Here is a 22,374-nt window from a genome sequence, read left to right on the forward strand (position 1 = left end):
GCGTGGCGGACGTCGACTGGGTGGCGCTGCGGCAGGCGGCGGTCACCGTGATGGCGCGCGCTTACGCGCCCTACTCGAAGTTTCCGGTGGGCGCGGCGGCGCTCGTCGACGACGGCAGGATCGTCGTCGGCTGCAACGTCGAGAACGCCTCCTACGGCCTCGGCCTGTGCGCCGAGTGCGGCCTGGTCTCCAACCTGCAGGTCACCGGCGGTGGCCGGCTGGTCGCCCTGGCGTGCGTCGACGGCGAGGGGCGGCCGCTCATGCCGTGCGGCCGGTGCCGGCAGCTGCTGTGGGAGCACGGCGGGCCGGACTGCCTCATCGACCACGCCTCCGGGCCGCTGCCGATGACCGCGCTGCTGCCGCACGCCTTCGACGACACCGACCTGGGGCGGATCGCCCCGGCCGGTCCTTCCGTCCCGGCCGCGCTCGCGCTGAAGGTCGGCTCCGGGACGGTGTTCGTACACCCCGACATCGCCGACGGGAAGCAGGTGTGGACGGCCTACTGGGAGCGTTCGTCCGGCGCCGCCGAGGGCGAGCCGGCGGGCATCCTGGAGGAGGGCCCGACCTGGGCCACCGCCGACGAGGGTGTCGCCTGGGGCCGGGTCCGCACGCCACGGGTGGTCGTGGTGGACGCGCAGGGTGATCCCAGGTGGGCCGGGGAGGCTCCCCGCCCGGCCGGCATCGAGCAGGACTGGAGTGCGGCATGAGCTTTGCTGCCGTGGACGTCATCCGCGCCAAGCGGGACAAGGGTGTCCTCAGCGACGAGCAGATCGACTGGGTGGTCGACGCCTACACGAAGGGCGTCGTCGCCGACGAGCAGATGTCGGCCCTGGCGATGGCGATCCTGCTCAACGGCATGACCGCCGGCGAGATCGCCCGCTGGACCGCCGCCATGATCGCGTCGGGGGAGCGGCTGGACCTGTCCGGGGTCGGCCGCCCGACCGTCGACAAGCACTCCACGGGCGGCGTAGGCGACAAGATCACGCTGCCGCTGACCCCGCTCGTCGCGGCGTGCGGCGCGGCGGTGCCGCAGTTGTCCGGCCGCGGGCTGGGCCACACCGGCGGCACCCTCGACAAGCTCGAGGCGGTCGCCGGGTTCGGCACCAAGCTGTCCAACGAGGCGTTCGTCGAGCAGCTGCGCACCGTCGGCGCCGCGATCTGCGCCGCGGGGGAGGGCCTCGCGCCCGCCGACCGGAAGCTGTACGCGCTGCGCGACGTCACCGGCACCGTCGAGGCGATCCCGCTGATCGCCAGCTCGATCATGAGCAAGAAGATCGCGGAGGGCACCGGCGCGCTGGTCCTGGACGTGAAGTTCGGCTCCGGCGCCTTCATGCGCGACGTCGCCGACGCCCGCGAGCTGGCCCGCACCATGGTCGAGCTGGGCAAGGCCCACGGCGTGACCACCGTCGCGCTGCTCACCGACATGGAGGTGCCGCTCGGCCGGACCGTCGGGCACTCCGTGGAGGTCGAGGAGTCCCTGGAGGTGCTCGCCGGCGGCGGCCCGCAGGACGTGGTCGCGCTGACCCTGGCGCTCGCCCGGGAGATGCTGGACGCGGCGGGCCTCAGTGACGCCGACCCGCAGGCCGCGATCGCCGACGGGCGGGCCATGGACTCCTGGCGTGCCCTCGTGCGGGCCCAGGGCGGCGACCCGGACGCGCCGCTGCCCGTGGCGCACGAGGTCGAGACGATCGCCGCCGCCGCCGACGGATTCGTCGCCACCATGGACGCCTACGCCGTCGGCGTGGCCGCCTGGCGCCTCGGCGCGGGCCGCGCCCGCAAGGAGGACCCGGTCAGCGCGTCGGCCGGCATCATTCTGCACCGCAAGCCCGGCGAGGCGGTCCGGGCCGGCGACGTGATCATGGAGCTGCGGGCCGAGGACGCCGGCAGGCTGCCGGCGGCGCTGGCCGTGGCCCGTGACGCGGTCACGCTGTCGGACACGCCGCCACCCTCCCGACCGCTGATTCTCGACAGGATCTCCTGATGCCCGAACTGATCAAGGCCCCCACCCAGATCCCCGTCCCCGGCGGCAAGATCATCGACGAGTACGTCGGCCGGGTCAACTCCGGCGAGTCCGCGGCGTCGATCGCCAAGATGATCGCCCCGGGCGGCTGGACCGAGCCGTTCCAGACGCCGGAGTTCGACGAGTTCACGATCGTGCTCCGCGGCACCGTCAGGGTCGAGCACGACGGCGGCCACTTCGACGTCACCGCAGGCCAGGCGATCGTCACCCGGGCGGGGGAACGCATCAGGTACACCACCCCCACCGCGGACGGCGCCGAGTACGTCGCGGTCTGCCTGCCCGCCTTCGCCCCGGACCTGGCGCGCCGCGACCCGGACGGCGACTCCTAGCGACGCTGCCGGATCCGGCGGCCGATCCAGGGGGCCACTCCTGGAGACACTGCTGGATCCGGCGGCTACAGTGCCCGGGTGACCGTGACGGCGCCGGATCCGCAGCGGGTGCGGGAGGCGAGCCTCGAAGAGCTGCACCGCCTGCGGCTCCCATTGCCACCGCCCAACTTCCCGCTCGCTTGGGAGCCGGGCGACCTGGTGGAGCTGCGCCCCGGCGACGAGATCGAGGAGCGCGCGGCGGTCCTCAACGTCGTGCTCGCCCGGGCCGCCGGGATGCCGCCGGAGCTCGCGACGCACTGGCTGGACCGGGCGGGGCTGCAGGACCGGCTGACCGGGCCGGAGTGGCAGTTCGTGGCCGAGGGCGACGGCGACGAGCGGTCCTTCGCGCTGCACCTGGAGGCGCTCTTCGCGCTGTCCTGGCTGCTGGGCATCGCCATGGACCTCGACCCGCTGCTGCCCTCCGCCGCCGGGCTCATGGAGCGGCTGCCCAACCTGTCGCAGGGCGAGACCTTCGCGGCGTGGCGGCAGCGCACCCTGGCCGCACCGCGCGGCGCGGGCGACGCCGCGACGCAGCTCGACCTCTATTACTGCCTGGACTGGTCCTACCTGGAGGCGGAGCGGCGGCGGCTGCCGGTGCCCGGGCAGCTCGACTCCAACGCCGTCGGCCAGCGCCGCTGGGCGCTCGAATGGGCGGTGGTCTTCACCGGCCCGTACCACGGCGACCCGCCCGGATGGGAAGAGGTGGACCTATCCACCTGAGCGCCAGACGCTCAGCCGCACCTCCAGCGTCGCGGTGATCGGCTCGGGCATCCTCGCCAGGGTCGCGGCCACCTCGGCCGGGTCGGTGTGCCAGGCGCTCGGGCCCATTCCGACCAGGGCCGCCGCGGCCGCGCGGTCCAGCGTCAGGGGGGCGCGCAGCGGCACGTCGTCCACCTGCGTGAGGTGCGGGCGCAGGCTCGCCGCGAGCCGTTCCGGCTTCGCCGGGTCGACGCCGACCATGCCCAGTGCCGCCACCAGCTCGGCGAGGTGCCCGGGCGCCGGGGTGACCACCACGGCGACGCCGCCGGGGCGCAGGACGCGGGCGAACTCCGCCCCCGACCTCGGCGCGAAGACGTCGAGGATCACGTCGGCGGCCGCGTCGCGGACCGGCAGGCCCTGCCACACGTCGGCGCGCACCGCACCGATGCGGGGGTCGGCCCGGGCCGCGCGGCGCAGCGCCGCCTTCGACACGTCCACGGCGAGGCCGACCCGGTCCGGACCGAGGGCCCGCGCCAGGTAGCGGCCGGTCCCGGCGCCGACTTCGACGATCAGGCCCGCTCCCGGTACATCTGCCGCCGCCGCGACCGCGTCGGACACGACGTCGAAGTGCCCCGCCTCCAGCAGGGCCTCCCGGGCGGTCACCATCTCGGCGCTGTCGCCGGTGTGCACGGACCGGCCCGCGGTCAGGTCGACGTAACCCTGCCGCGCGATGTCGAACGAGTGGCCCGCGGCGCAGCGAAGTGTCCGATGGGCGGCCGTGAGCGGCCCGGCGCAGACCGGACACCGCAGATGTGTGATGACGGAGGCGTGCACCCTACTAGTGTCGTTCCATGGTTGCACCCACCTACGACGAGATCCGTCGCGCGCCGAAAGCCCTTCTCCACGACCACCTCGACGGCGGCCTGCGCCCCGCCACCATCCTCGACCTCGCCGCCGGAATCGGCCACGAGCTGCCGGCCGCGACCCCCGAGGGCCTGGCGGAGTGGTTCGTCGCGGCGGCCGACTCCGGTTCGCTGGAGCGCTATCTGGAGACCTTCGCCCACACGGTCGCCGTGATGCAGACCCGGGAGTCCCTGGTCAGGGTCGCCCGGGAGTGTGCCCTGGATCTCGCCGCCGACGGCGTGGTCTATGCCGAGGTGCGCTTCGCGCCGGAGCAGCACCTCGCCCAGGGGCTCGCCCTGGCCGAGGTGGTGGAGGCGGTCCTCGACGGCTTCCGCGAGGGCTCCGCCGAGGCGGCGGCCGCCGGCACGCCGATCCGGGTCGGCACGCTGCTGACCGCGATGCGGCACGCCGCCCGCTCGATGGAGATCGCCGAGCTGTCGGTGCAGTACCGCGACGCGGGCGTGGTCGGCTTCGACATCGCCGGTGCGGAGGCCGGGTTCCCGCCCACCCGGCACCTGGACGCCTTCGAATACCTCCAGCGCGAGAACTCGCATTTCACCATCCACGCCGGCGAGGCGTTCGGGCTGCCGTCGATCTGGCAGGCGATCCAGTGGTGCGGCGCCGACCGGCTCGGGCACGGGGTGCGCATCGTCGACGACGTCGCAGCCGACAACTCCCTCGGCCGGCTCGCGGCGTACGTGCGGGACAAGCGCATCCCGCTCGAGCTCTGCCCGTCGTCCAACGTCCAGACCGGCGCCGCCGCCTCGATCCGGGAGCACCCGATCGGGCTGCTGCGCGACCTGCGCTTCAGGGTCACGGTCAACACCGACAACCGGCTGATGAGCGGCACCTCGATGAGCCGCGAGATGGCGCTGCTGGTCGAGGCCTTCGGCTACGGGTGGTCCGAATTGCAGTGGTTCACGGTGAATGCGATGAAGAGTGCCTTCATTCCGTTTGACGAGCGACTGGCGTTGATCAACGACGTGATCAAGCCCGCTTACGCGAAGTTGATGTCGTAGTTTCGTCCATATTTGTCAGCCGTCATCATCTGCGTGCATCGGGTAAATCGCCCAGCGTAAGGGGATGATCGGCTGAACCTGCCGTCAAACGGACTTTTTTCTTCATGCGGAACATAACGGCTAGCGGGAGGCCTGGGCTTTCTTCTTGCGACGGGACATGGTGGAATCTCGGAGGTTCGGCCCAGTAGGGTCGGCCGGTCGCGGGTGCCTGCTGATTCACAAGGCCCCGGTTCGGAGGGCGGTGAAGTGAGCAAACGGCCAACGACGCGGGAGCCGGTCTCGTCGCGTCTGCGTCTCCCGGTGGGCCGGCTCCGAGACCTGCCGATCTGGTCCAAGCTCGGCCTGATCATGATCGTCCCGATCATCGCGACGATCGTGGTCGGCACCAACGGTCTTGTCGACAACATCGGTGACGCCAACGACGCCGACCGCGCCCGCACCCTGTCGGGGCTGTCGGCCAAGGCCTCGTCGCTCGTGCACGAGCTGCAGAGCGAGCGCGCCAACGCCGCACTGCTGCTCGGCGTGCTCGACAAGGACGGCAACGTCGCGGCCCGCGCCACCTTCGAACGCCAGATCCAGAAGACCGAGGACGCGAGCAAGGACTACCGGCTCACCCGGTCCGGCCTCGCCGACCCGCCCGAGGACTTCCGCAAGCAGCTCGCCTCGATCGACACCCAGCTGCTCGACCTGCCGGGGATGCGAAAGCAGATCACCGACGGCGGCAAGGACATCCTCGCCAGCACCGTCGTCAGCCGGTACCGGACGCTGATCGACGACCTGCTGAGCATCCGCGACTCCGCGGCCGAACTGTCCAACAACCCGACCCTCGGCGCCGACATGCGCGCCGCCGCCGCGATCTCCGAGATGAAGGAGCAGGTCTCCCTCGAGCGGGTCGTCGTGCTGCGGGTCCTGACGAGCAGGGCGTTCACGCCGCAGCTGCGCAAGGAGTTCGAGGCCGCGCTCAACGGTCAGGAGCAGGCCGAGGAGCAGTTCCGGGTCGTCTCCGAGGCGTGGCACCGCGACCTCTTCGACAAGAAGATCGCCGGCTCCGACCTGCGTGAGGCCGCGAAGTTCGAGGGCCAGCTCACCCCGCTCACCACCGAGACCCTGCCGGCCGATCTGTTCGACACCGCGGCGTGGGACAACTCGATGGTCAACAAGGCCAACCTGCTGCGCGGCATCGAGGTCGAGTTCGACGAGCACAACATCGAGGACGCCACCGCGCACCGCAACGACCTGCAGCGCCAGGTGCTCGTCACCGCCGGTGCCCTGCTCGGCATGCTGCTGCTGGCCATCCTCTTCGCCTGGATCGTGGCCCGGTCCATGGCCCGCTCGCTGCGGGAGCTGCGCCACGGCGCGCTGACCGTCGCGCAGTACGGGCTGCCCCAGGCCGTGCAGCGGCTGCGCGACCCGGCCCTGGCCGGTCAGATGTCGCCGCACCAGCTGGCCCTGCAGATCGCCGAGCCACTACCGGTCCGCAGCCGCGACGAGTTCGGCCAGGTGGCCGAGGCGTTCAACGCCGTCCACCTCGAAGCCGTCCGCACCGCCGCCGAGCAGGCCGCGCTGCGGGCCAGCGTCGCGACGATGTTCGTCAACCTCGCCCGCCGCTCCCAGATCCTGGTCGACCGGCTCATCGGTCACCTCGACCGGCTGGAGCGCGGCGAGGAGGACCCGGACCGGCTGGCCGAGCTCTTCCAGCTCGACCACCTCGCCACCCGGATGCGCCGTAACGACGAGAACCTCCTGGTCCTCGCCGGTGCCGACTCGACCCGTATCCAGCGCGAGCCCGCGCCGCTCATGGACGTGCTCCGCGCCGCGCAGTCCGAGGTCGAGCACTACACGCGCATCGAGTTCGGCATGATCGACCGGGACATCGAGATCGCGGCCCACTCGGTCAACGACATGGTCCACCTGGTCGCCGAGCTGCTCGACAACGCGACCGCCTTCTCCCCGCCGGACTCCGCGGTCATCGTGGAGGCCCGCCGCGTCGGCGACCGCGCCGTCCTGCTGGTCGAGGACCACGGCATCGGCGTCTCGCCCGAGCAGCTCAACGAGCTCAACGACCGCCTCGCCAACCCTCCGATGGTCGACGTCGCCGTCTCCCGGATGATGGGCCTCGTCGTGGTCGCCCGGCTGGCCGCCCGGCACGGCGTCAAGGTCGAGCTGCGGGCCGCGCGCGAGCGCGGCACCATCGCCGACATGACGCTGCCCGCCGGCGTCCTCGTGCCGCGGGCCCTGTCCGGCCGCGCCAACGCAGGCATGCCGACCGCCGGCATGCCTGCCGTCGGCCCCAACGACATGGTCCAGGCCCGGCCGATCCCGTCGACGCCCGCGCCGCGCTCCCCGCTCGCCTCGCCGCTCGCCCTGGAGAGCGGGCCGGCGGCCGTGGGCGGCCCGGGCGGCGGCAACGGCGGCGGTCCGCGCTTCGGCACGCTCACCAGCAGCGGCCTCTTCGGCTCCGGCCCGCACACCGGTGAGCGGCCGACGGTCAACGGCTTCGCCAACGGCGCCGCGCCGCGCCGCGAGACGCCTCCCGCCGCGTTCCACGACGGCTTCGGTGGTGCGAACGCCGCCGGCCCGCCCCCGCGTGACAGCTTCGCCGGCGGTCCCAGCGGCGCCTTCCCCCGCATCGACCCGCGCGATCCCGGTCCGCGTGACGGTGGCTTCGGCCCCCGCCCGCCGGCCCAGCAGGGCCCCGGTGCCGGTCGCAGCCTGCCCGCCTGGTCGGACCTGACCGGTGTGGGTGGCGGGCAGGCCGAGGAGAGCCGGACGCCCGGCGACCTCAGCCCGCTGCCGCAGCGCCGCGCCAACGAGAACTGGACCGTCGAGGGCGAGGTCGCTGAGGAAGAGCCCAGCGGCCAGATCCCGCGGCAGCGCCCCGAGGCGCCGGGCCCGCACGGCTACGAGGCCCCCGCGGCGTACGCCGCCGGTGGCCCGCCGCCCCCGGCCGCGGCGGCACCGCCCGCCTGGCCGCCGGTCTCGTCGGCGCCTCAGCAGCAGTCCGATCGGTTCGCCGCGCAGCCGCCCGCTCCGGCGCCCGCCGCTGCCGCTGCTCCTTCCGCTTCCGCTGAGCCGTACGCGCCGGTGGACATGACGGCGGAGATCCCGCGGGTCCGGCTCGACTGGGACCCGGCGACCTCCGACGGCGACGCCGTCGACTCCCGCCAGCGCTTCGTCGACGAGACGATGGAGCTGCCGATCTTCCGCGAGCTGGAGTCGGCCTGGTTCCAGAGCACCAGCAAGCGCCCGACCTTCGACGACGAGCCCGTCGCCGCCGCTCCGGCCGCCCCTGTCGCGCCGCCGGCTCCGGCGTCCAGCGGCGCTTCGACGCGGCCGGTCGAGGTGACCTACAGCGACACGGCATACGTGCCTCCGCAGCGATTTGAAACCCGGGTTCCGGGTGAAGCTTCGCGAGGTTCGGCCGACCGGGCATCCGGCGGTTCGGCGGTAAACTGGCAGACTGCGGCAGACGAAGGATGGCAGGCGGCCGCCGCACTCGCCCAGGAGCAGGAATTTGCGAAGACCGACACGGGTTTGCCAAAACGCGTGCCGCAAGCGCAACTGGTCCCGGGCGGGGTGGAAAAGAACCCCGCCACGGTCCACCGGCGCACGCCGGAGTCCGTGCGTGGTCTGTTGTCCGCGTACCACCGAGGCGTTCAGCGCGGCCGCACCCGGTCCGACGACTCGAAAACCCCGGAGCCCACTTCGGCCGGGCCTCAAAACTCGCAGGTTGGCAAGGAGCAAGAGGCATGACATCTACGCAGGATCTCGGTTGGCTACTTGCCAATTTCGCAGACCGGGTGCCAGGCGTCGCCCACGCGGTAGCCGTCTCGGCGGACGGTCTGCTGCTGGCCGCCTCTCGTGACCTGCCGCGCGACCGTGGCGACCAGCTCGCCGCGATCGCTTCCGGTTTGGTGAGCCTCACGCAGGGCGCCTCCCGCTGCTTCGAGGGCGGGGCGGTGCTGCAGACCGTCGTCGAGATGGACAACGGCTTCCTTTTCCTCATGTCGATCTCCGACGGCTCCTCGTTCGCGGTCCTCGCGGCCCGGGCGTGCGACGTCGGTCAGGTCGGCTACGAAATGGCGCTGCTGGTCGACCGGGTCGGTGACGCATTGACGCCGCCACCCCGGCCGGCAGCATCGATGCTCGGCTGAAACTGAACTAGGTGCTTTCCGCTTTAGCGCATGACGCAATAACTGTTGACGCTGTTGACGAGGCCCGACGAGTGAGGAGGTGAACGGCGACCATGGCCGAACGCGATGAACCAACCGGCGCGTTGGTCAGGCCGTACGCCGTCACCCGAGGTCGCACCCGGCCCAAGCTGGACATCGCGATCGAGGCGCTGGTCGAGACCACCGTGCGAGGTCGCGCGGCCAACTCTCGGCCGGGCGGCGCTCACGGACAAGAACAGCAATACATTTCAACGCTTTGCGACGGTCGCTTGCAGTCTCTCGCTGAGATCGCGGCGCGCATGCAGCTTCCGCTGGGTGTCGCGCGGGTCATCGTGGCGGACATGGCTGCCGACGGTCTCGTCGCGGTGTACGAGCCGACCTCGCTCGACGAAAACGAGTCGGTGGGCACAGAACTGCTTGAGAGGGTGCTGAGTGGACTTCGGAGGCTCTGACGTGGCAGTCCGCCCAGGGCGGGTCACGTCAGCGAAGATCGTCATCGCCGGAGGGTTCGGCGTGGGCAAGACCACACTGGTCGGCTCGGTCTCGGAGATCACGCCGCTGACCACCGAGGCCATCATGACGTCCGCCGGCGTCGGTGTGGATGACACCCGCAATGTCCCCGGCAAGACGACGACCACGGTCGCGATGGACTTCGGTCGTATCTCGATCGACCGTGATCTGATCCTGTACCTGTTCGGCACCCCGGGCCAGACCCGCTTCTGGTTCATGTGGGACGAACTGGTCCGGGGCGCCATCGGCGCTGTCGTCATGGTGGACACCCGGCGCCTCGCCGACTGTTTCGCCGCGATCGACTTCTTCGAGCACCGGCGCCTGCCGTACCTCGTCGCGATCAACTGCTTCGACGGCGTGCAGTACCACAACGCCGACGACGTCCGCGAGGCGCTCGCCATCTCCAGCGACGTCCCGGTCGTCTCGTGCGACGCCCGCTCGCGCGAGTCGACGAAGAACGTCCTCATCTCTCTCGTCGAATACGTCCTCTCGATGCGCCGCACCCGGGCCACCGCCCCCGCGTAACGCACCACCCCCTCTCTCGCACCTCGCCGCGCACCGTCGCCGCCTCCTCAGCAGGGCGGCCACGGTGCGCGCGCCATTTTCCGGCCAGCTCACGCCCCCGGTAGCCGGACCACGCGAGCAGTGACTCCGCCGCCCACCCGCGATGGCTGAGCGAGCCTGGCGGACAGGTCACGTGACGACCGGATGGACGGGCCGTGTGCCAACTCGGCTCGCGCGGCGCCCCGATGACTTGGTGGGCGGGTCGCGTGACGGCCTGGCGGCAGGGCTCGCGCGGTGGCTCGGTGGATTGGTGGGCGGGGTCGTGCGGTTGCTGGGTTGCTCGGTGGTCGAGCTTGCGGGTGGCTGAGCGGCCTGGCGAGCTGGGGCCCGGTCGCCTGGTCGTGCGGTAGCTGGGCGGTGTCGTGGGCAGGCCGGGCGGTGGCTGGTCGGCTTGGTAGGCGGGTCACGTGATGGCCTGGTCGGCGGGTCGTGTGGCGGCTCGGTCGGGCAGCGACACGACGGCTTGGTGGACAGGCCGCACGACGGCCTGGTGGGCGGGGTCATGTGGTGCTCGGTCGTGCGGTGGCTCGGCCGCCTGGTCGTACGGTCGCCGGGCGGCTTGGTGGACGGAGTCGTGTGCGGCTGGCGGTTTGGCAGACGGTCGTCTGGTGACGCGGCGGCTCGGTGGCCGGGCCGGGTTGTCGCCCGGTCGCGCGGCAACTTGGGACCCGGTGGCGGGGTTGTGTGGTGGCTCGGTGGACGGGCGAGTGCAGGGCTCGATGGACAGGGGAGTGCAGGGGCTCGATGGCACGGGGGAGTGCAGGGGCTCGATGGCACGGGGGAGTGCAGGGGCTCGATGGCACGGGGACGAGGTGCGGTGGTCCGGTCGACGAGCGACGCCGCGCCCATGCCGGTGCGCACAGACGACGCCGCGGCATCGGCCTGGATCGCAGCCTGGACGGGGCCGCGCGGGACCGGTCGACGGCCGCGGTCCCACCGTCGCGTCACCGGACGCTGTATCCCATGGCAGGTGTCCGTCCGCCCGGTGACCGAACGACCGGGGTCGTGATGGCGGCCGGGTCCGTCCCGTTGGTCGTTGAGGGCAGGGTTCAAGAAGCCCTCCAGCGGTGTGACGGCGGACGGCCCGGGTCGGGAACCGGGGTCGCCGGCGGTGGGCATGCTGATCGGTGCGTTGGTGACGGTGGAGGGGTTGCGGCGGGCCGGGCGGAGTTCGCTGCCGGTGGCAGAGGTCCGGACCGCCGTCGGCGGCGTCGCGGTGCAGTGGGCCGGGGCGGCCGGCGCGGCGGCGGGGTCCTATCACGCGGCCGGCGCGGCGGCGGGGGCCTATGACGTGGAGTGGGAGGTTGACGCTCCGCTCACCTGGCTCGGCAACGTCAGGCCCGCCGAGGTGCCGGCGGCGATCGGTGATGGGGACCACGTCATCCTGCGGGGCCTCCTCCTCCGAGAGGTCGACGGTGCGTCGTTCCTGGACCTGGGGGGCACCCTCATCCAACTCGATCTCACGGGCGGACCCGACGAGGACGGCCTCTGGGTGCAGTCGCGCGTGCCCCGCGCACAGGTCGCCCTCTATCCCTCCGATCAGTGACCCGCCGTAAGACGGCCCTGACGGGTCCTGGAGCGTCCGCACGCCCGCAAGTCATACCCGAACCTCCCTGGCGGAGATCGAAGGCTCACCTTCGATCTGAGACCCCCTCATTCTCCCGGCAGTCCGCGACCCGGCGCCACCGGCACCCCGCGAAGTCGACGTTCAGCAGTCGTCGCGTCACGTACAGCGACCAACGCGGGCAAAGCAAAGGGCCGCCCCAAAAGGGACGGCCCCAATTGCCTGGAAGGGTCAGCGGCGGGCCGAGCGGTACTCGAACTCGCGGTCCTGGTAGTCGCGGCCGGCCTCGCGTTCGCGGCTGAAGTCCCAGCCGCCGGCCGCCTCGCGGCCCGGGCGGCCGCCGACGGAGAAGCCGCCGACCTCCTGGCCCCGGCGCCACCCGCGGAAGTAGCCGGTCGTGTGCGCCGCGATCTGCGCCGCGTCGCGGACGATGCGGAGCGGGCGCTCCGGGGCGTTGACGGGAGAGCCGGGCACCAGGTTCTGCTGCGGCACGCGCCGCGGCAGCCCCGTGGAGGTCTCGTCGCCGAGCTTCGGCTGGCTGGCCAGCTCGGCGGCGCGCCAGGCGGAGTCGTTCTGGTTCTCCCAGCTGACCGCGGGGCGCTCGGCCGGGGTCTCCGACTCGCTGTCGGCGTCCCAGTCGGTGAACCACGCGGAGCGAGCCGCGGCGAATATCAACAGGTCACCGTCCGCCTCGTCGGACTTCGAGGTCGAGGTCGCGGCCGAACTCGAAGCCAGCGCGGACGCCTCGGCGGCCGCGGCGCGGCGGCTACGGCCGGCGCCGGTGCCGCTGCTGCGAGCCGTGGCCCGCTCGGCGGGCCGGTCCTCGACGAGGCGCAGCGCGGGCGGCTCGAAGCGGAACTCTCCGCTGTACTCCCCGCTGAGCTCGTCGGAGTAGCCGGTGAGCGCCGGGTCCGGCACGGGGGCCGGCTCGACCAGGCGGAGCCCGGCAGGCTCGGCCGGCAGGTCGCCGGTCTGCCACGGGGGCGGGACGCGACCCTCGCGCTGACGGGGCAGCTCGACGGGGCGTTCGGCCCGGGAGCGCTCGCTGCGGGGGATCTCGGTGCGGGCCCGCTCGGACCGCGGGATCTCGGTCCGCGCCCGTTCCGACCTGGGGATCTCCGTGCGGGAAGCGCGAGGCGTGGCCGCGGCGGCCTCCTCGGCCCGTGCCGACCTGCGGCCTTCCGACCTTCCAGTGGCCGTTGCGTCGTCGGTACGACTGGCGCGCCGCCCACGCGTCGGCTCCGCCGCGGTCTCGGCCTCGACGTCCGAAGAGGCCGACAGGTCGGAGCGGTTGAGCGGGTCCCGGTCGGAGCGGTTGCGGTCGGCGCGGTTGCGCTCGGACCGGCTCAGCTCCGAGCGGTTCAGCAGCTCGGAGTGCTCGGACCGCTCGGCGCGCGACCCGCGGGAGGAGCGCGAGGAACGGGAGCCGAAGTCGTCCTCGGCCTCCAGCTCGGCCGGCGGCTTCGGGATGTCGCTCAGCCGCGGCAGGCTGCTCAGATCGGAGGAGAAGGACGACGGGGAAGGCGTGCTCTCCGTCGCGAACGCCGACGTCGTCATGTTCAGCGGATCGCCGTCGAACGCGTCGCTGGTGTCCGGGCCGCCCAGCGGCCAGCCGCTCCGCGAACCGGGCGCGGGCGTGCCGGGGTCCAGCGTCGGCGGCTCGCCGAGCGCGCTGAGGTCGCTGAGCCGGATCGAGCCGCTGTCGCTCTCCTGAGCGGCCGCCGCCGGCGGCGCGGAGGAGGGGCGGGTGAAGTCGAAGCCTGTGTCGGCCAGCAGCGGGGCGATGTCCGGCGGTGGCGTCGGCATGAGCGACGCGAACGTGGGCTGCTCGCTCGCGGCCGGCGGCGGGATCACCGGGGCCGGGGCGACCGGCGGCGGTGCGACCGGGGCGGGCGCGACGGGCAGGGGCGCGACCGGCACGGGCTGCGGCGGCGCCGGCTGCAGCGGGACCGGGATCGACTGCATCGACGCCGGGACCGGCTGCTGCTGGAACGTCGGGGGGATCGGCGGCGCGGGCGCGTAGGTCGGCGTCGGCGGCTGGTAGGCGGCCGGCTGGAACGGCGGCGTCGGCGCTGCGTTGCCCGGGCCCTCGAACGCGCCCGGGAAGGTCGGCGTGTAGCCGGGCGGCGCGGCCGGCGGCTGGTACCCGGGCGGCGTCGACGCGACCCCGTACGCCGGTGGCGTGGAGGTGACCCCGTACGCGGGCGGCGTCGAGGTGACCCCGGACGACGGTGGCGTCGACGGGACCCCGTACGCGGGCGGCGTCGACGACACGCCGTACGCGGGAGGAGTGGACGGCACCCCGTACGCGGGCGGCGTCGACGTGACCCCCTGCGGCGGCGCGACGCTGAAGCCGGGCGGCGTGGAGGTGACGGGCTGCCCGTAGGCCGGCGGGGCCGACGCGACCTGCTGGCTGAAGCCGGGCGGCGTCGAGGTCACCGACGGCGGGGCCGACGGCACCGGCTGCCCGAAGGAGGCGACCGCGGGCTGATACCCGGGAACCGACGGCGGGGCGGAGGGCACTGACGCGGCCGGCGGCGCGGAGACGGCCGGCGGCTGGGCCTGCGCGGGTGCGGCCTGGGCGCGGCGGCGGCCACCGGTCGCCTGTGCGGCGTTGGTGCGACCGGTCGTCGCCGGCTGGGCGCCGAACGCGGCCGGCGCGGCCTTGGCGGCGCTCGACTCGGCGGCGCGGGCGGCCTCGGCGGCCCGGGCGGCGACCCGGCTGCGGGTCGGCGCGGCGTCCTGCCCGACAGCGGCGACGGCGCCGTGCGAGCCGGGAGCGGAGACCGGCCCCGCGGCAGGTGCGGCCGGCGCGGTGCGCAGCGGCACGACCGGGGTCAGCGGCGAACCGGTGCGCTGGCGGCCGGGCAGGCGCGACGGGCTCATCTTGTCGGCGAGGACGCCGACGAGCGAGGCGGCCGCGGCGTCGCAGGCACGGACGGCGGCGACCGACTGACGGATGGTCTCGGCGACCGCGGCGGTGAGTGCCCGGTTGACACCGGTGCGGCGGGGGGTCTCGGCGATCGCGACCCGCAGCGCGGTGATGGCCTCGCCGAGCGTGTCGGCGTCGGCCACGCCGCTCGCGGCGAGCTCGTTGGCGACCTGGGCGTCGCGGGTACGGCCGGCGGCGCCACCGCCGAGGATGCCGGGCTCCGGCAGCGCGTCGAGGATCGCCAGCGGGATGGCCTCGGCGGGGTCCGGGTAGGCGCGCAGCGCGGCCGGGTACAGCTCGCGGAGCACCTCGCGCAGCGTCGCCGCGGCGCTCTGGCGGCCGGACACGACCGCGGCGTGCGCGGCGAGGACCGGCTTGAGCGGCAGCATGTCGCGCGGCGGGGACTGCCCGACGGCGGAGAGGACACCGGCCTGCAGCGCGCGGGCGAGGCCCACGGCGCGGCGCTCGGCGGCGTTGGACTGGATCTCCTCCGGCGACTCGTCGTCGGCGAAGCGCTCGGCGTAGTCGTCGGCCGAGTCGTCGTCGGTGAAGGCGAGGTTGCGCCCGGCGGCGGTGAGCAGCTGGGTGACGACGTGGTCGTCGCTCTCGGCCGCGACCGCGACGGCGGACTGCCCGCCGGAGCGCTGTGCGAGCAGCGCGCTGAGCTCGGCGTAGCCGCCGGCGTCGTCGCTCACCTCGCAGATGTCGATGAGTCGGCCGGCGTCGTCGACGACCGCGACGGTCAACCAGATGTCGGAGCCTGACTGCGGCTCGGCGAGATCAGCCGACGCCAGACCGCAGTACACCCGAACGAGCGCCACCGCGTCGTCCTCCTCTCGGGACATCAGTTGAGCTTTCACCACGTCGGCGGGGACGTGTCCCGGCGCCCCGCCGTGTGTTGCCGCAGGTCAAACTGAACGACCTCTACTAAACAGGTTGCGGGCGGGTGACGCGATCAGCCGTTTCGGTTGAATGCCGCTCTCGGCTGATCGTCGCGCACCGCTGCCACCCGTCCGGTCAAAGGTCGGGTCTTGCCCGCCGTGCCAAAATGCCCACGGCTTAGATCCTGTCGGTCACAAATCAATCACGCCAGTCCGTGGCGGCAGAAATCTTGCCAATAATGGTCCGCCAGCCGAGCGCTGCCTGTTGTGCCCCGATTTTCTTGAGCCGCCGCTTGGCGAAGAAGCCGCTGACGCCGCCACCCTCGGCCGCGCGCAGCGCCTCGTCGAGGTCGTCGAGCGGGGAGCCGGGGGCGAGGGCGGTGCGGACCGGCTCGAGCCGCAGCGAGTACGCGAGGTCACGGGCCACCTCGCCGGCCGCGATCAGCAGGTCGGCGTCCCACGCGTCCTGGCCGCCGCGGAGGTTCTCCACGACGAGGTCCAGCTCGTAGCGGTCCTCGTCCTTCGGCACCACCGACGACGCGGTGATCCGGGTCTTCAGGCTGCTCCAGGTGTCGAGCTGGCACAGGTCGTGCTCCGCGTCGGACTTCACGAACTCGACGAGCCCTTCGACACTGCGGAAGAGCAGCAGCTTGCCGCGGTGGCCGAGGAACGCGGGAACCTCCTCGGGCTCCTCCTCGTCCTCGTCCTCCTCCTCGGAGGCCTCGTCGGCGATGACGTCGGCCTCGCCGGCCTCGTCCTCGTCCTCGTCTTCGTCCGAATCCTCGTCCGAATCGTCGGACTTGTCCTTGGCGAGGACGTCGTCCTCGTCGTCGGAGTCCGAATCGCCCTTGGCCTTCTTCTTGTCGAGCTTCTTGTCGAGCGCGGCCGGCGCGGGCTCCTCCTCGGCGAACAGCTCCGCGTGCTCGTCGAGGATGATCACCTCGTCCTCGTCGACGTCCGCCTCGCGACGGTGGAGGATCGCGAAGTCGTCCTCCTCCTCGTCCACCTCGGTCGGCGTCAGCTCGGTCGACAGCCGGTAGGCCCGCAGCGTGTAGCCCACGCCCTTGGGCAGCGCGATCTCGACGGGCTGGACGTTGACGTCCTCCCACATCGCGTCGGCCTGCGCGGAGCGCTCCTTGCCGCCCTCCTCCTCGTCGAGGTCGGCGTCGGACTCGTCGAGGTCGTCGGCCTCGTCGGACAGCGCCTCGACCTCGTCGTCCTCAGCGGCCTCAAGCGCCTCGACCGCGTCGGCGTCGTCGATGACGTCGGCCGTCTCGGTCGTGTCCGCGACCTCAGGCTCGGTGACGGCGGGTGCCGGCGTGCTCTTCTTCGCTGCCGCTGGGCGCGACGACGCCGGACGTGATGAGGACGGACGGGAAGACTGGCGGGCCACTGTGACCTCCGTAGTCGGCTCGGCGTGCGGGCACACTGCTCACTGAGATGGCCTCGCGCACAAACACCCTAGTGTGCCCGGTTGGCGACGGTCAGACCCCCTTGGGGTGCCAGACCGTCTTGATCTCCAGTAGGGCCACCATGCGGGACACCCCCGGATCGGCCGTCCAGTCCGGGTCCGCAGGTCGGATCACTCGTTTGAGGTTCTCCGCCGCCGCTACTTCCAATTCTTGCGCGAGCGTGGCGTCCGTCACACCCGTGAGATCGACGGCGTTGACGTCCATGTGGGCCGCCAGCCACGGCGCGATCTCCGCGACCTTCCCGGTGAGCACGTTGACGACCCCGCCGGGCAGGTCGGAGGTGGCGAGGACCTCGGTGAGCGTGACCGCCGGCAGCGGCCGGTCGGTGGAGGCGACCACCACGACGGTGTTGCCGGTCACGATCGCCGGCGCGATCACGCTGACCAGGCCCAGCAGCGACGAGGCGGCGGGCGCCACGACGGCGACGACACCGGTCGGCTCCGGCGCGGACAGGTTGAAGTACGGCCCGGCGACCGGGTTGGCCCCGCCGTGGATCTGCGCGATCTTGTCCGACCAGCCCGCGTACCAGACCCAGCGGTCGATCGCGGCGTCCACCTGCGCGGCGGCCTCCTTGCGCGACCCGCCCTCGGCGGCCTTCACCTCGCTCACGAACTGGTCGTGGCGGCCTTCGAGCATCTCGGCGACCCGGTACAGGATCTGGCCGCGGTTGTAGGCGGTCGCGCCGGCCCACTTGCCGGCCGCCGCGCGGGCCGCCTTGACCGCGTCGCGGGCGTCCTTGCGGGAGCCGAGCGCGGCGTTGGCGAGGAAGTCGCCGGAGGCGGAGTGCACCTGGTAGGACCTCCCGGACTCGCTGCGGGGGAACGCGCCGCCGATGTAGAGCTTGTACGTCTTGCGCACGGCGAGACGCGCCGGGGACTCAGTGCTCAAGGTAGGCCTCCAGCCCGTGACGGCCGCCCTCGCGGCCGTAGCCGGACTCCTTGTAGCCGCCGAAGGGTGACGTCGGGTCGAACTTGTTGAACGTGTTGGCCCACACCACGCCGGCCCGGAGCCGGTCCGCGACGTGCAGGATCCGCGACCCCTTCTCCGTCCAGACCCCGGCGGACAGGCCGTATGGAGTGTTGTTGGCCTTCTCGACGGCCTCGTCCGGGGTACGGAACGTGAGCACCGACAGCACGGGCCCGAAGATCTCCTCGCGGGCGATCCGGTGCGCCTGCGTGACGCCGGTGAAGATCGTCGGGGCGAACCAGAAGCCGCGGTCGGGCAGCTCGCACGGCGCCGACCAGCGCTGCGCGCCCTCGTCCTCGCCGATCTGCGACAGCTGCCGGATCCGGGCCAGCTGCGCGGAGGAGTTGATCGCGCCGACGTCGGTGTTCTTGTCCAGCGGGTCGCCGACCCGCAGCTGCGCCATCCGCCGCTTCAGCGCGTCGAGGAAGTCCGAGGCGATGGACTCCTGCAGCAGGAGGCGGGAGCCGGCGCAGCAGACGTGCCCCTGGTTGAAGAAGATGCCGTTGACGACGCCCTCGACCGCCTGGTCGACGGCCGCGTCGTCGAAGACGATGTTGGCCGCCTTGCCGCCGAGCTCCAGGGTGAGCCGCTTACGGGTGCCGGCGACGGCCCGGGCGATGGCCCGCCCGACCTCGGTCGAGCCGGTGAAGGCCACCTTGTCGACGCCGTCGTGCTCGACCAGCAGCCGGCCGGTGTCGCCGGCGCCGGTGACGATGTTGACCACGCCCGGCGGCAGGTCCGCCTGCTGGCAGATCTCGGCGAAGAGCAGCGCCGTCAGCGGCGTCGTCTCGGCCGGCTTCAGCACGACCGTGTTGCCCGCGGCGAGCGCCGGCGCGATTTTCCACGCCAACATCAACAACGGAAAGTTCCACGGGATGACCTGTGCGGCGACGCCGAGCGGCCGCGGGTCGGGCCCGAACCCGGCGTAGGGCAGCTTGTCGGCCCAGCCCGCGTAGTAGAAGAAGTGAGCGGCGACGAGGGGGACGTCGACGTCGCGCGACTCCCGGATCGGCTTGCCGTTGTCGAGGGACTCGAGCACCGCCAGCTCCCGGGCCCGCTCCTGGATGATCCGGGCGATGCGGAAGAGGTACTTGGCGCGCTCGCGCCCGGGCATCGGGCCCCACACCGTGTCGAAGGCGTGCCGCGCGGCTCGCACCGCGTCATCCACGTCCGACGCGTCGGCGGCCGAGATGTCCGCCAGGGCCTCCTCGGTGGCCGGGTTGACCGACTTGAACGACTCGCCCCGCCCGTCGACGAAGGCGCCGTTGATGAACAGGCCGTAGGAGGACCGGATGTCGACGACCGAGTGTGACTCCGGCGCGGGTGCGTACTGAAAGTCCATCGCCCTAGTCCAAGGTGAAGTAGTCGGGGCCCGAGTAGTGGCCGGTGGCGAGCTTGGTGCGCTGCATGAGCAGGTCGTTGAGCAGCGTGGAGGCGCCGAAGCGGAAGAGGTCGGGGTCAAGCCAGTCGGGGCCGGCGGTCTCGTTGACCATGACCAGGTACTTGATCGCGTCCTTGGCGGTGCGGATGCCGCCGGCGGGCTTCACGCCGATGGTCCGGCCGGTCGCGGCCCGGAAGTCGCGGACGGCCTCCAGCATGACCAGTGTCACCGGCATCGTCGCGGCCGGCTGGATCTTGCCGGTCGAGGTCTTGATGAAGTCGGCGCCGGCCAGCATCGCCAGCCAGGAGGCACGCCGCACGTTGTCGAGCGTCGCCAGCTCCCCGGTCTCCAGGATGACCTTGAGGTGCGCGTCGCCGCACGCCTCCTTGATCGCCACGATCTCGTCGTGGACCTCCGCGTACCGCCCGGCGAGGAACGCGCCCCGCTTGATCACCATGTCGATCTCGTCGGCGCCGTCGGCGACCGCGGCGCGGGTGTCGGCGAGCTTGACCTCCAGCGGCGCCTGCCCCGACGGGAACGCGGTCGCGACGCTCGCCAGGTGCACCCCGCTGCCGCGCAGCGCCTCGGCGGCGACGGCGATCATCGACGGGTACACGCAGATCGCGGCGGCGCTGGGGCACGTCGGGTCGGCGGGGTCGGGCCGGACGGCCTTCGCGCACAGCGCCCGGACCTTGCCGGGGGTGTCGGAGCCTTCGAGCGTGGTCAGGTCCACCATACGGATCGCCAGGTCGAGCGCCTGCGCCTTCGCCGTCGTCTTGATCGACCGGGTGCCCAGCATGGCGGCGCGCTGCTCCGCGCCGACCTGGTCGACTCCGGGCAAACCGTGCAGGAAGGTCCGCAAGGCGCCTTCTGAGCGCGCGACCTCGGCGGTGAGGGTCATGGCCTGAGTCTAAGCTCAGTCCCTGTGGACGTACTCGTGGTGGATCACCCCCTGGCCAAGTCGCGACTGACCGCGATGCGTGACGAACGGACCGACAACGGGCAGTTCCGCGCCGCGCTGCACGAGCTCACCACGATGCTGGTGTATGAGGCCGCCCGGTCGTTCGCCACCGAGCAGTTCCCGGTGCAGACGCCGGTCGCCCTGGCCGAGGGCACCCGCCTGGCCAACCCGCCGCTGCTGGTGCCGGTCCTGCGGGCCGGCCTCGGCATGGCCGACTCGGCCCTCGCCCTGCTGCCCGAGTCGTCGATGGGGTTCGTCGGGCTGGCCCGCGACGAGGAGACCTTCGAGCCGCGCGCCTACATGGAGTCGCTGCCCGGTGACCTCAAGGGCATCCCGGTGCTCGTCCTCGACCCGATGCTCGCCACCGGCGGCTCCCTGGAGCACTGCGTGCGGCTGCTCGTCGACCGGGGCGCGACCGACATCACCGTCCTGTGCGTCCTCGCCGCGCCCGCCGGCATCGAGCGGCTCGCCGACTCGGGCCTGCCGATCCGGCTCGTCACCGCCTCGATCGACGAGAAGCTCAACGAGCGGATGTACATCGTCCCGGGCCTCGGCGACGCGGGCGACCGGCAGTTCGGCGGCATGCCCCGTTTCTGAGGCGCGCCTTAAGTCTCGTCGCCGGATCGGGGGATTCCCGCTGGTCAGGCATTGCCCCAAGGGCTGAGCGTCGGCCTACGGTGACCGGCGATGAAGCACCGACGCTCGTTCCTGCGCACCCATCCAGTCCTCGCCGTCGCCGTCACGGTCGGGGTCCTCGTCGGCTCCGGCGCGCTCGCCGCCACGGCCGTCAGGCGACCCGAGCCGCGGGCGGCATCGGTACAGACGCCGCAAAACGCCGACAAGGCCGGCCTCGGCGCGGTGCCGCCCTCGACGGCAGGCAAGCCGGCCCCTTCGAGCAAGCCGCCCGTCTCGAAGGCCGCCGAAGCCAACCGCTGCGCGCTCAGCGCCAAGCTGGTGCCCGGCTGCGGCCTGCTGTGGGGCGTGGCGCCCGGCGCCTTCACCGACCTGTCGTCGTCGCAGGCCCTCGCCAACTTCGAGCGCACCACCGGCCGCCCCGCCGACATCCTGCACTCCTACCACCGCGGCGACGAGGTCTGGCCGACCGCCGACGAGATCGCCGTCGTGCGGCAGTCGCGCAAACGGATCCTCTTCGCCAACTGGAAGGTCGCCTGGGGCAGCACCTGGGCCGACGTCGCCGCCGGCGGGCAGGACGACCGCATCGACCGCGCCGCCGCCAGGCTGAAGGCGTTTCCGGGCAAGCTGTTCGTCGCCCTGCACCACGAGCCGGAGAACGACGTGCGTGCCGGCGGCGGCATGACCGCCCGCGACTACGCCGCCATGTTCCGGCACACCGTCCTGCGCCTGCGCGCCGCCGGCGTCACCAACGTCGTCTTCGTCATGGTCTACATGGCGTACGAGCCGTGGTGCGTGCAGCCGTGGTTCGGCGACCTGTACCCGGGGGACGACGTCGTCGACTGGGTCGGCATGGATCCGTACCTCTTCGCCAAGCCCGGCGGCTACGGCCACGGCGACTTCGCGTACCTGGTCGACCGCACGTCCGACCCGGCGAAGTGGCCCGGCTTCTACACCTGGGTCACCCGCACCCACGGCAACAAGCCACTCATGATCGCTGAGTGGGGTGTGTACGAGCACGCCGCCGACCCCGCGCAGAAGGCATGGATCTACTCGACGGTCCGCCAGCAGCTCGGACGGTTCCCCGCGATCAAGGCCCTCGTCTACTTCGACTCGCCGAACGCCCCCAAGGGCGACACGCGGCCGGACAGCTCCCAGGCGGCCCTGCGGGAGTTCCAGAAGCTGGCCTCGTCGACGGTCTTCTCGGTGACCCTATAGGCCTCTTCTCGGTGACCTAGTGCAGCACCGCGTTAATTCGTCGGGGGTGTGAGCCAGGCGGTGGGGCTGTTGAGGTAGAGGCCGCAGGCGCAGTCGAGGGCTTCTTCTGGG

18 protein-coding genes are annotated in these 22,374 nt (G+C 72.5%); 12 read left to right on the forward strand and 6 right to left on the reverse strand.

What is annotated here, in order from left to right; translation table 11 throughout:
* The first annotated feature begins 2 nt into the window (after positions 1-2).
* From ACFY3L_RS52350 to ACFY3L_RS52365, 4 genes are all read left to right on the forward strand, one after another.
* A complete protein-coding gene (locus ACFY3L_RS52350) occupies positions 3-707 on the forward strand; it encodes a cytidine deaminase (protein WP_389342712.1) in 705 nt (234 codons plus the stop codon).
* A complete protein-coding gene (locus tag ACFY3L_RS52355) occupies positions 704-1,981 on the forward strand; it encodes a thymidine phosphorylase (RefSeq protein ID WP_389342715.1) in 1,278 nt (425 codons plus the stop codon). Before ACFY3L_RS52350 ends, ACFY3L_RS52355 begins: the two co-directional genes overlap by 4 nt.
* Positions 1,981-2,349 carry a cupin domain-containing protein gene (locus ACFY3L_RS52360; RefSeq protein ID WP_389342718.1) on the forward strand — a complete coding sequence of 123 codons (369 nt, stop codon included), beginning with the start codon at positions 1,981-1,983 and terminating at the stop codon, positions 2,347-2,349. The genes ACFY3L_RS52355 and ACFY3L_RS52360 overlap by 1 nt, the downstream gene beginning before the upstream one ends.
* A 78-nt stretch (positions 2,350-2,427) precedes the next feature.
* Positions 2,428-3,108, forward strand: a complete 681-nt coding sequence (locus ACFY3L_RS52365) for a DUF4272 domain-containing protein (protein WP_389342721.1) — start codon at positions 2,428-2,430, stop codon at positions 3,106-3,108.
* Here ACFY3L_RS52365 and ACFY3L_RS52370 read toward each other — a convergent pair.
* The gene (locus tag ACFY3L_RS52370) at positions 3,097-3,921 is read right to left on the reverse strand and encodes a putative RNA methyltransferase (RefSeq protein WP_389342724.1); all 825 of its coding nucleotides are present in this window, start codon (positions 3,919-3,921) and stop codon (positions 3,097-3,099) included. The genes ACFY3L_RS52365 and ACFY3L_RS52370 overlap by 12 nt on opposite strands.
* Before the next feature lie 17 nt (positions 3,922-3,938).
* Between ACFY3L_RS52370 and ACFY3L_RS52375 the strand changes: the two genes are divergently transcribed.
* From ACFY3L_RS52375 to ACFY3L_RS52400, 6 genes are all read left to right on the forward strand, one after another.
* Complete coding sequence (locus tag ACFY3L_RS52375) at positions 3,939-5,009, forward strand: adenosine deaminase (RefSeq protein ID WP_389342727.1); 1,071 nt, start codon at positions 3,939-3,941, stop codon at positions 5,007-5,009.
* Between the two features lie 246 nt (positions 5,010-5,255).
* On the forward strand, positions 5,256-8,762 hold the full coding sequence (locus ACFY3L_RS52380) for a nitrate- and nitrite sensing domain-containing protein (RefSeq protein ID WP_389342730.1): 3,507 nt from the start codon (positions 5,256-5,258) through the stop codon (positions 8,760-8,762).
* Positions 8,759-9,163: a roadblock/LC7 domain-containing protein gene (locus ACFY3L_RS52385; RefSeq protein ID WP_389342733.1), complete on the forward strand. Its 405-nt coding sequence runs from the start codon at positions 8,759-8,761 to the stop codon at positions 9,161-9,163. Before ACFY3L_RS52380 ends, ACFY3L_RS52385 begins: the two co-directional genes overlap by 4 nt.
* A gap of 92 nt (positions 9,164-9,255) precedes the next feature.
* Positions 9,256-9,633, forward strand: coding sequence for a DUF742 domain-containing protein (locus tag ACFY3L_RS52390; protein WP_033358337.1), 378 nt, complete (start codon positions 9,256-9,258; stop codon positions 9,631-9,633).
* On the forward strand, positions 9,614-10,216 hold the full coding sequence (locus tag ACFY3L_RS52395) for an ATP/GTP-binding protein (protein WP_203848113.1): 603 nt from the start codon (positions 9,614-9,616) through the stop codon (positions 10,214-10,216). Before ACFY3L_RS52390 ends, ACFY3L_RS52395 begins: the two co-directional genes overlap by 20 nt.
* 1,150 nt (positions 10,217-11,366) lie before the next feature.
* The gene (locus ACFY3L_RS52400; RefSeq protein ID WP_389342736.1) at positions 11,367-11,801 is read left to right on the forward strand and encodes a hypothetical protein; all 435 of its coding nucleotides are present in this window, start codon (positions 11,367-11,369) and stop codon (positions 11,799-11,801) included.
* 249 nt (positions 11,802-12,050) lie between these two features.
* Here ACFY3L_RS52400 and ACFY3L_RS52405 read toward each other — a convergent pair whose 3' ends face one another.
* From ACFY3L_RS52405 to deoC, 5 genes are all read right to left on the reverse strand, one after another.
* Complete coding sequence (locus ACFY3L_RS52405; RefSeq protein ID WP_389342739.1) at positions 12,051-15,596, reverse strand: hypothetical protein; 3,546 nt, start codon at positions 15,594-15,596, stop codon at positions 12,051-12,053.
* Between the two features lie 235 nt (positions 15,597-15,831).
* Positions 15,832-17,025 carry a DNA primase gene (locus tag ACFY3L_RS52410; protein ID WP_389342742.1) on the reverse strand — a complete coding sequence of 398 codons (1,194 nt, stop codon included), beginning with the start codon at positions 17,023-17,025 and terminating at the stop codon, positions 15,832-15,834.
* 91 nt (positions 17,026-17,116) lie between these two features.
* Positions 17,117-17,992 (reverse strand): aldehyde dehydrogenase family protein, encoded by an 876-nt coding sequence (locus tag ACFY3L_RS52415; RefSeq protein WP_389342745.1) that lies wholly within the window; start codon positions 17,990-17,992, stop codon positions 17,117-17,119.
* Complete coding sequence (locus ACFY3L_RS52420) at positions 17,982-19,412, reverse strand: aldehyde dehydrogenase family protein (RefSeq protein ID WP_389342748.1); 1,431 nt, start codon at positions 19,410-19,412, stop codon at positions 17,982-17,984. Before ACFY3L_RS52420 ends, ACFY3L_RS52415 begins: the two co-directional genes overlap by 11 nt.
* 4 nt (positions 19,413-19,416) lie before the next feature.
* Positions 19,417-20,352 carry a deoxyribose-phosphate aldolase gene (gene deoC / locus ACFY3L_RS52425; RefSeq protein ID WP_344503830.1) on the reverse strand — a complete coding sequence of 312 codons (936 nt, stop codon included), beginning with the start codon at positions 20,350-20,352 and terminating at the stop codon, positions 19,417-19,419.
* A gap of 24 nt (positions 20,353-20,376) precedes the next feature.
* On the opposite strand from deoC, the gene upp reads away from it, so the two are divergent.
* Together upp and ACFY3L_RS52435 are read left to right on the forward strand one after the other, a co-directional pair.
* Positions 20,377-21,009: a uracil phosphoribosyltransferase gene (gene upp / locus ACFY3L_RS52430; protein ID WP_389342751.1), complete on the forward strand. Its 633-nt coding sequence runs from the start codon at positions 20,377-20,379 to the stop codon at positions 21,007-21,009.
* A 90-nt stretch (positions 21,010-21,099) separates the two neighbouring features.
* Complete coding sequence (locus ACFY3L_RS52435) at positions 21,100-22,263, forward strand: glycoside hydrolase family 26 protein (RefSeq protein ID WP_389342754.1); 1,164 nt, start codon at positions 21,100-21,102, stop codon at positions 22,261-22,263.
* The last annotated feature ends 111 nt before the right edge of the window (positions 22,264-22,374 follow it).

The sequence above is a fragment of the Dactylosporangium sp. NPDC000521 genome, from assembly GCF_042898305.1.
Taxonomy (GTDB): Bacteria; Actinomycetota; Actinomycetes; order Mycobacteriales; family Micromonosporaceae; genus Dactylosporangium.

Bases quoted from the DNA above. Each gene is read 5' to 3' on its own strand.
- ACFY3L_RS52375 (WP_389342727.1), top strand. From the start codon at position 3,939: ATGGTTGCACCCACCTACGACGAGATCCGTCGCGCGCCGAAAGCCCTT.
- ACFY3L_RS52435 (WP_389342754.1), top strand. From the start codon at position 21,100: ATGAAGCACCGACGCTCGTTCCTGCGCACCCATCCAGTCCTCGCCGTC.
- deoC (WP_344503830.1), bottom strand. From the start codon at position 20,352: ATGACCCTCACCGCCGAGGTCGCGCGCTCAGAAGGCGCCTTGCGGACC.
- ACFY3L_RS52385 (WP_389342733.1), top strand. From the start codon at position 8,759: ATGACATCTACGCAGGATCTCGGTTGGCTACTTGCCAATTTCGCAGAC.
- ACFY3L_RS52355 (WP_389342715.1), top strand. From the start codon at position 704: ATGAGCTTTGCTGCCGTGGACGTCATCCGCGCCAAGCGGGACAAGGGT.
- ACFY3L_RS52420 (WP_389342748.1), bottom strand. From the start codon at position 19,412: ATGGACTTTCAGTACGCACCCGCGCCGGAGTCACACTCGGTCGTCGAC.
- ACFY3L_RS52360 (WP_389342718.1), top strand. From the start codon at position 1,981: ATGCCCGAACTGATCAAGGCCCCCACCCAGATCCCCGTCCCCGGCGGC.
- ACFY3L_RS52405 (WP_389342739.1), bottom strand. From the start codon at position 15,596: ATGTCCCGAGAGGAGGACGACGCGGTGGCGCTCGTTCGGGTGTACTGC.
- ACFY3L_RS52390 (WP_033358337.1), top strand. From the start codon at position 9,256: ATGGCCGAACGCGATGAACCAACCGGCGCGTTGGTCAGGCCGTACGCC.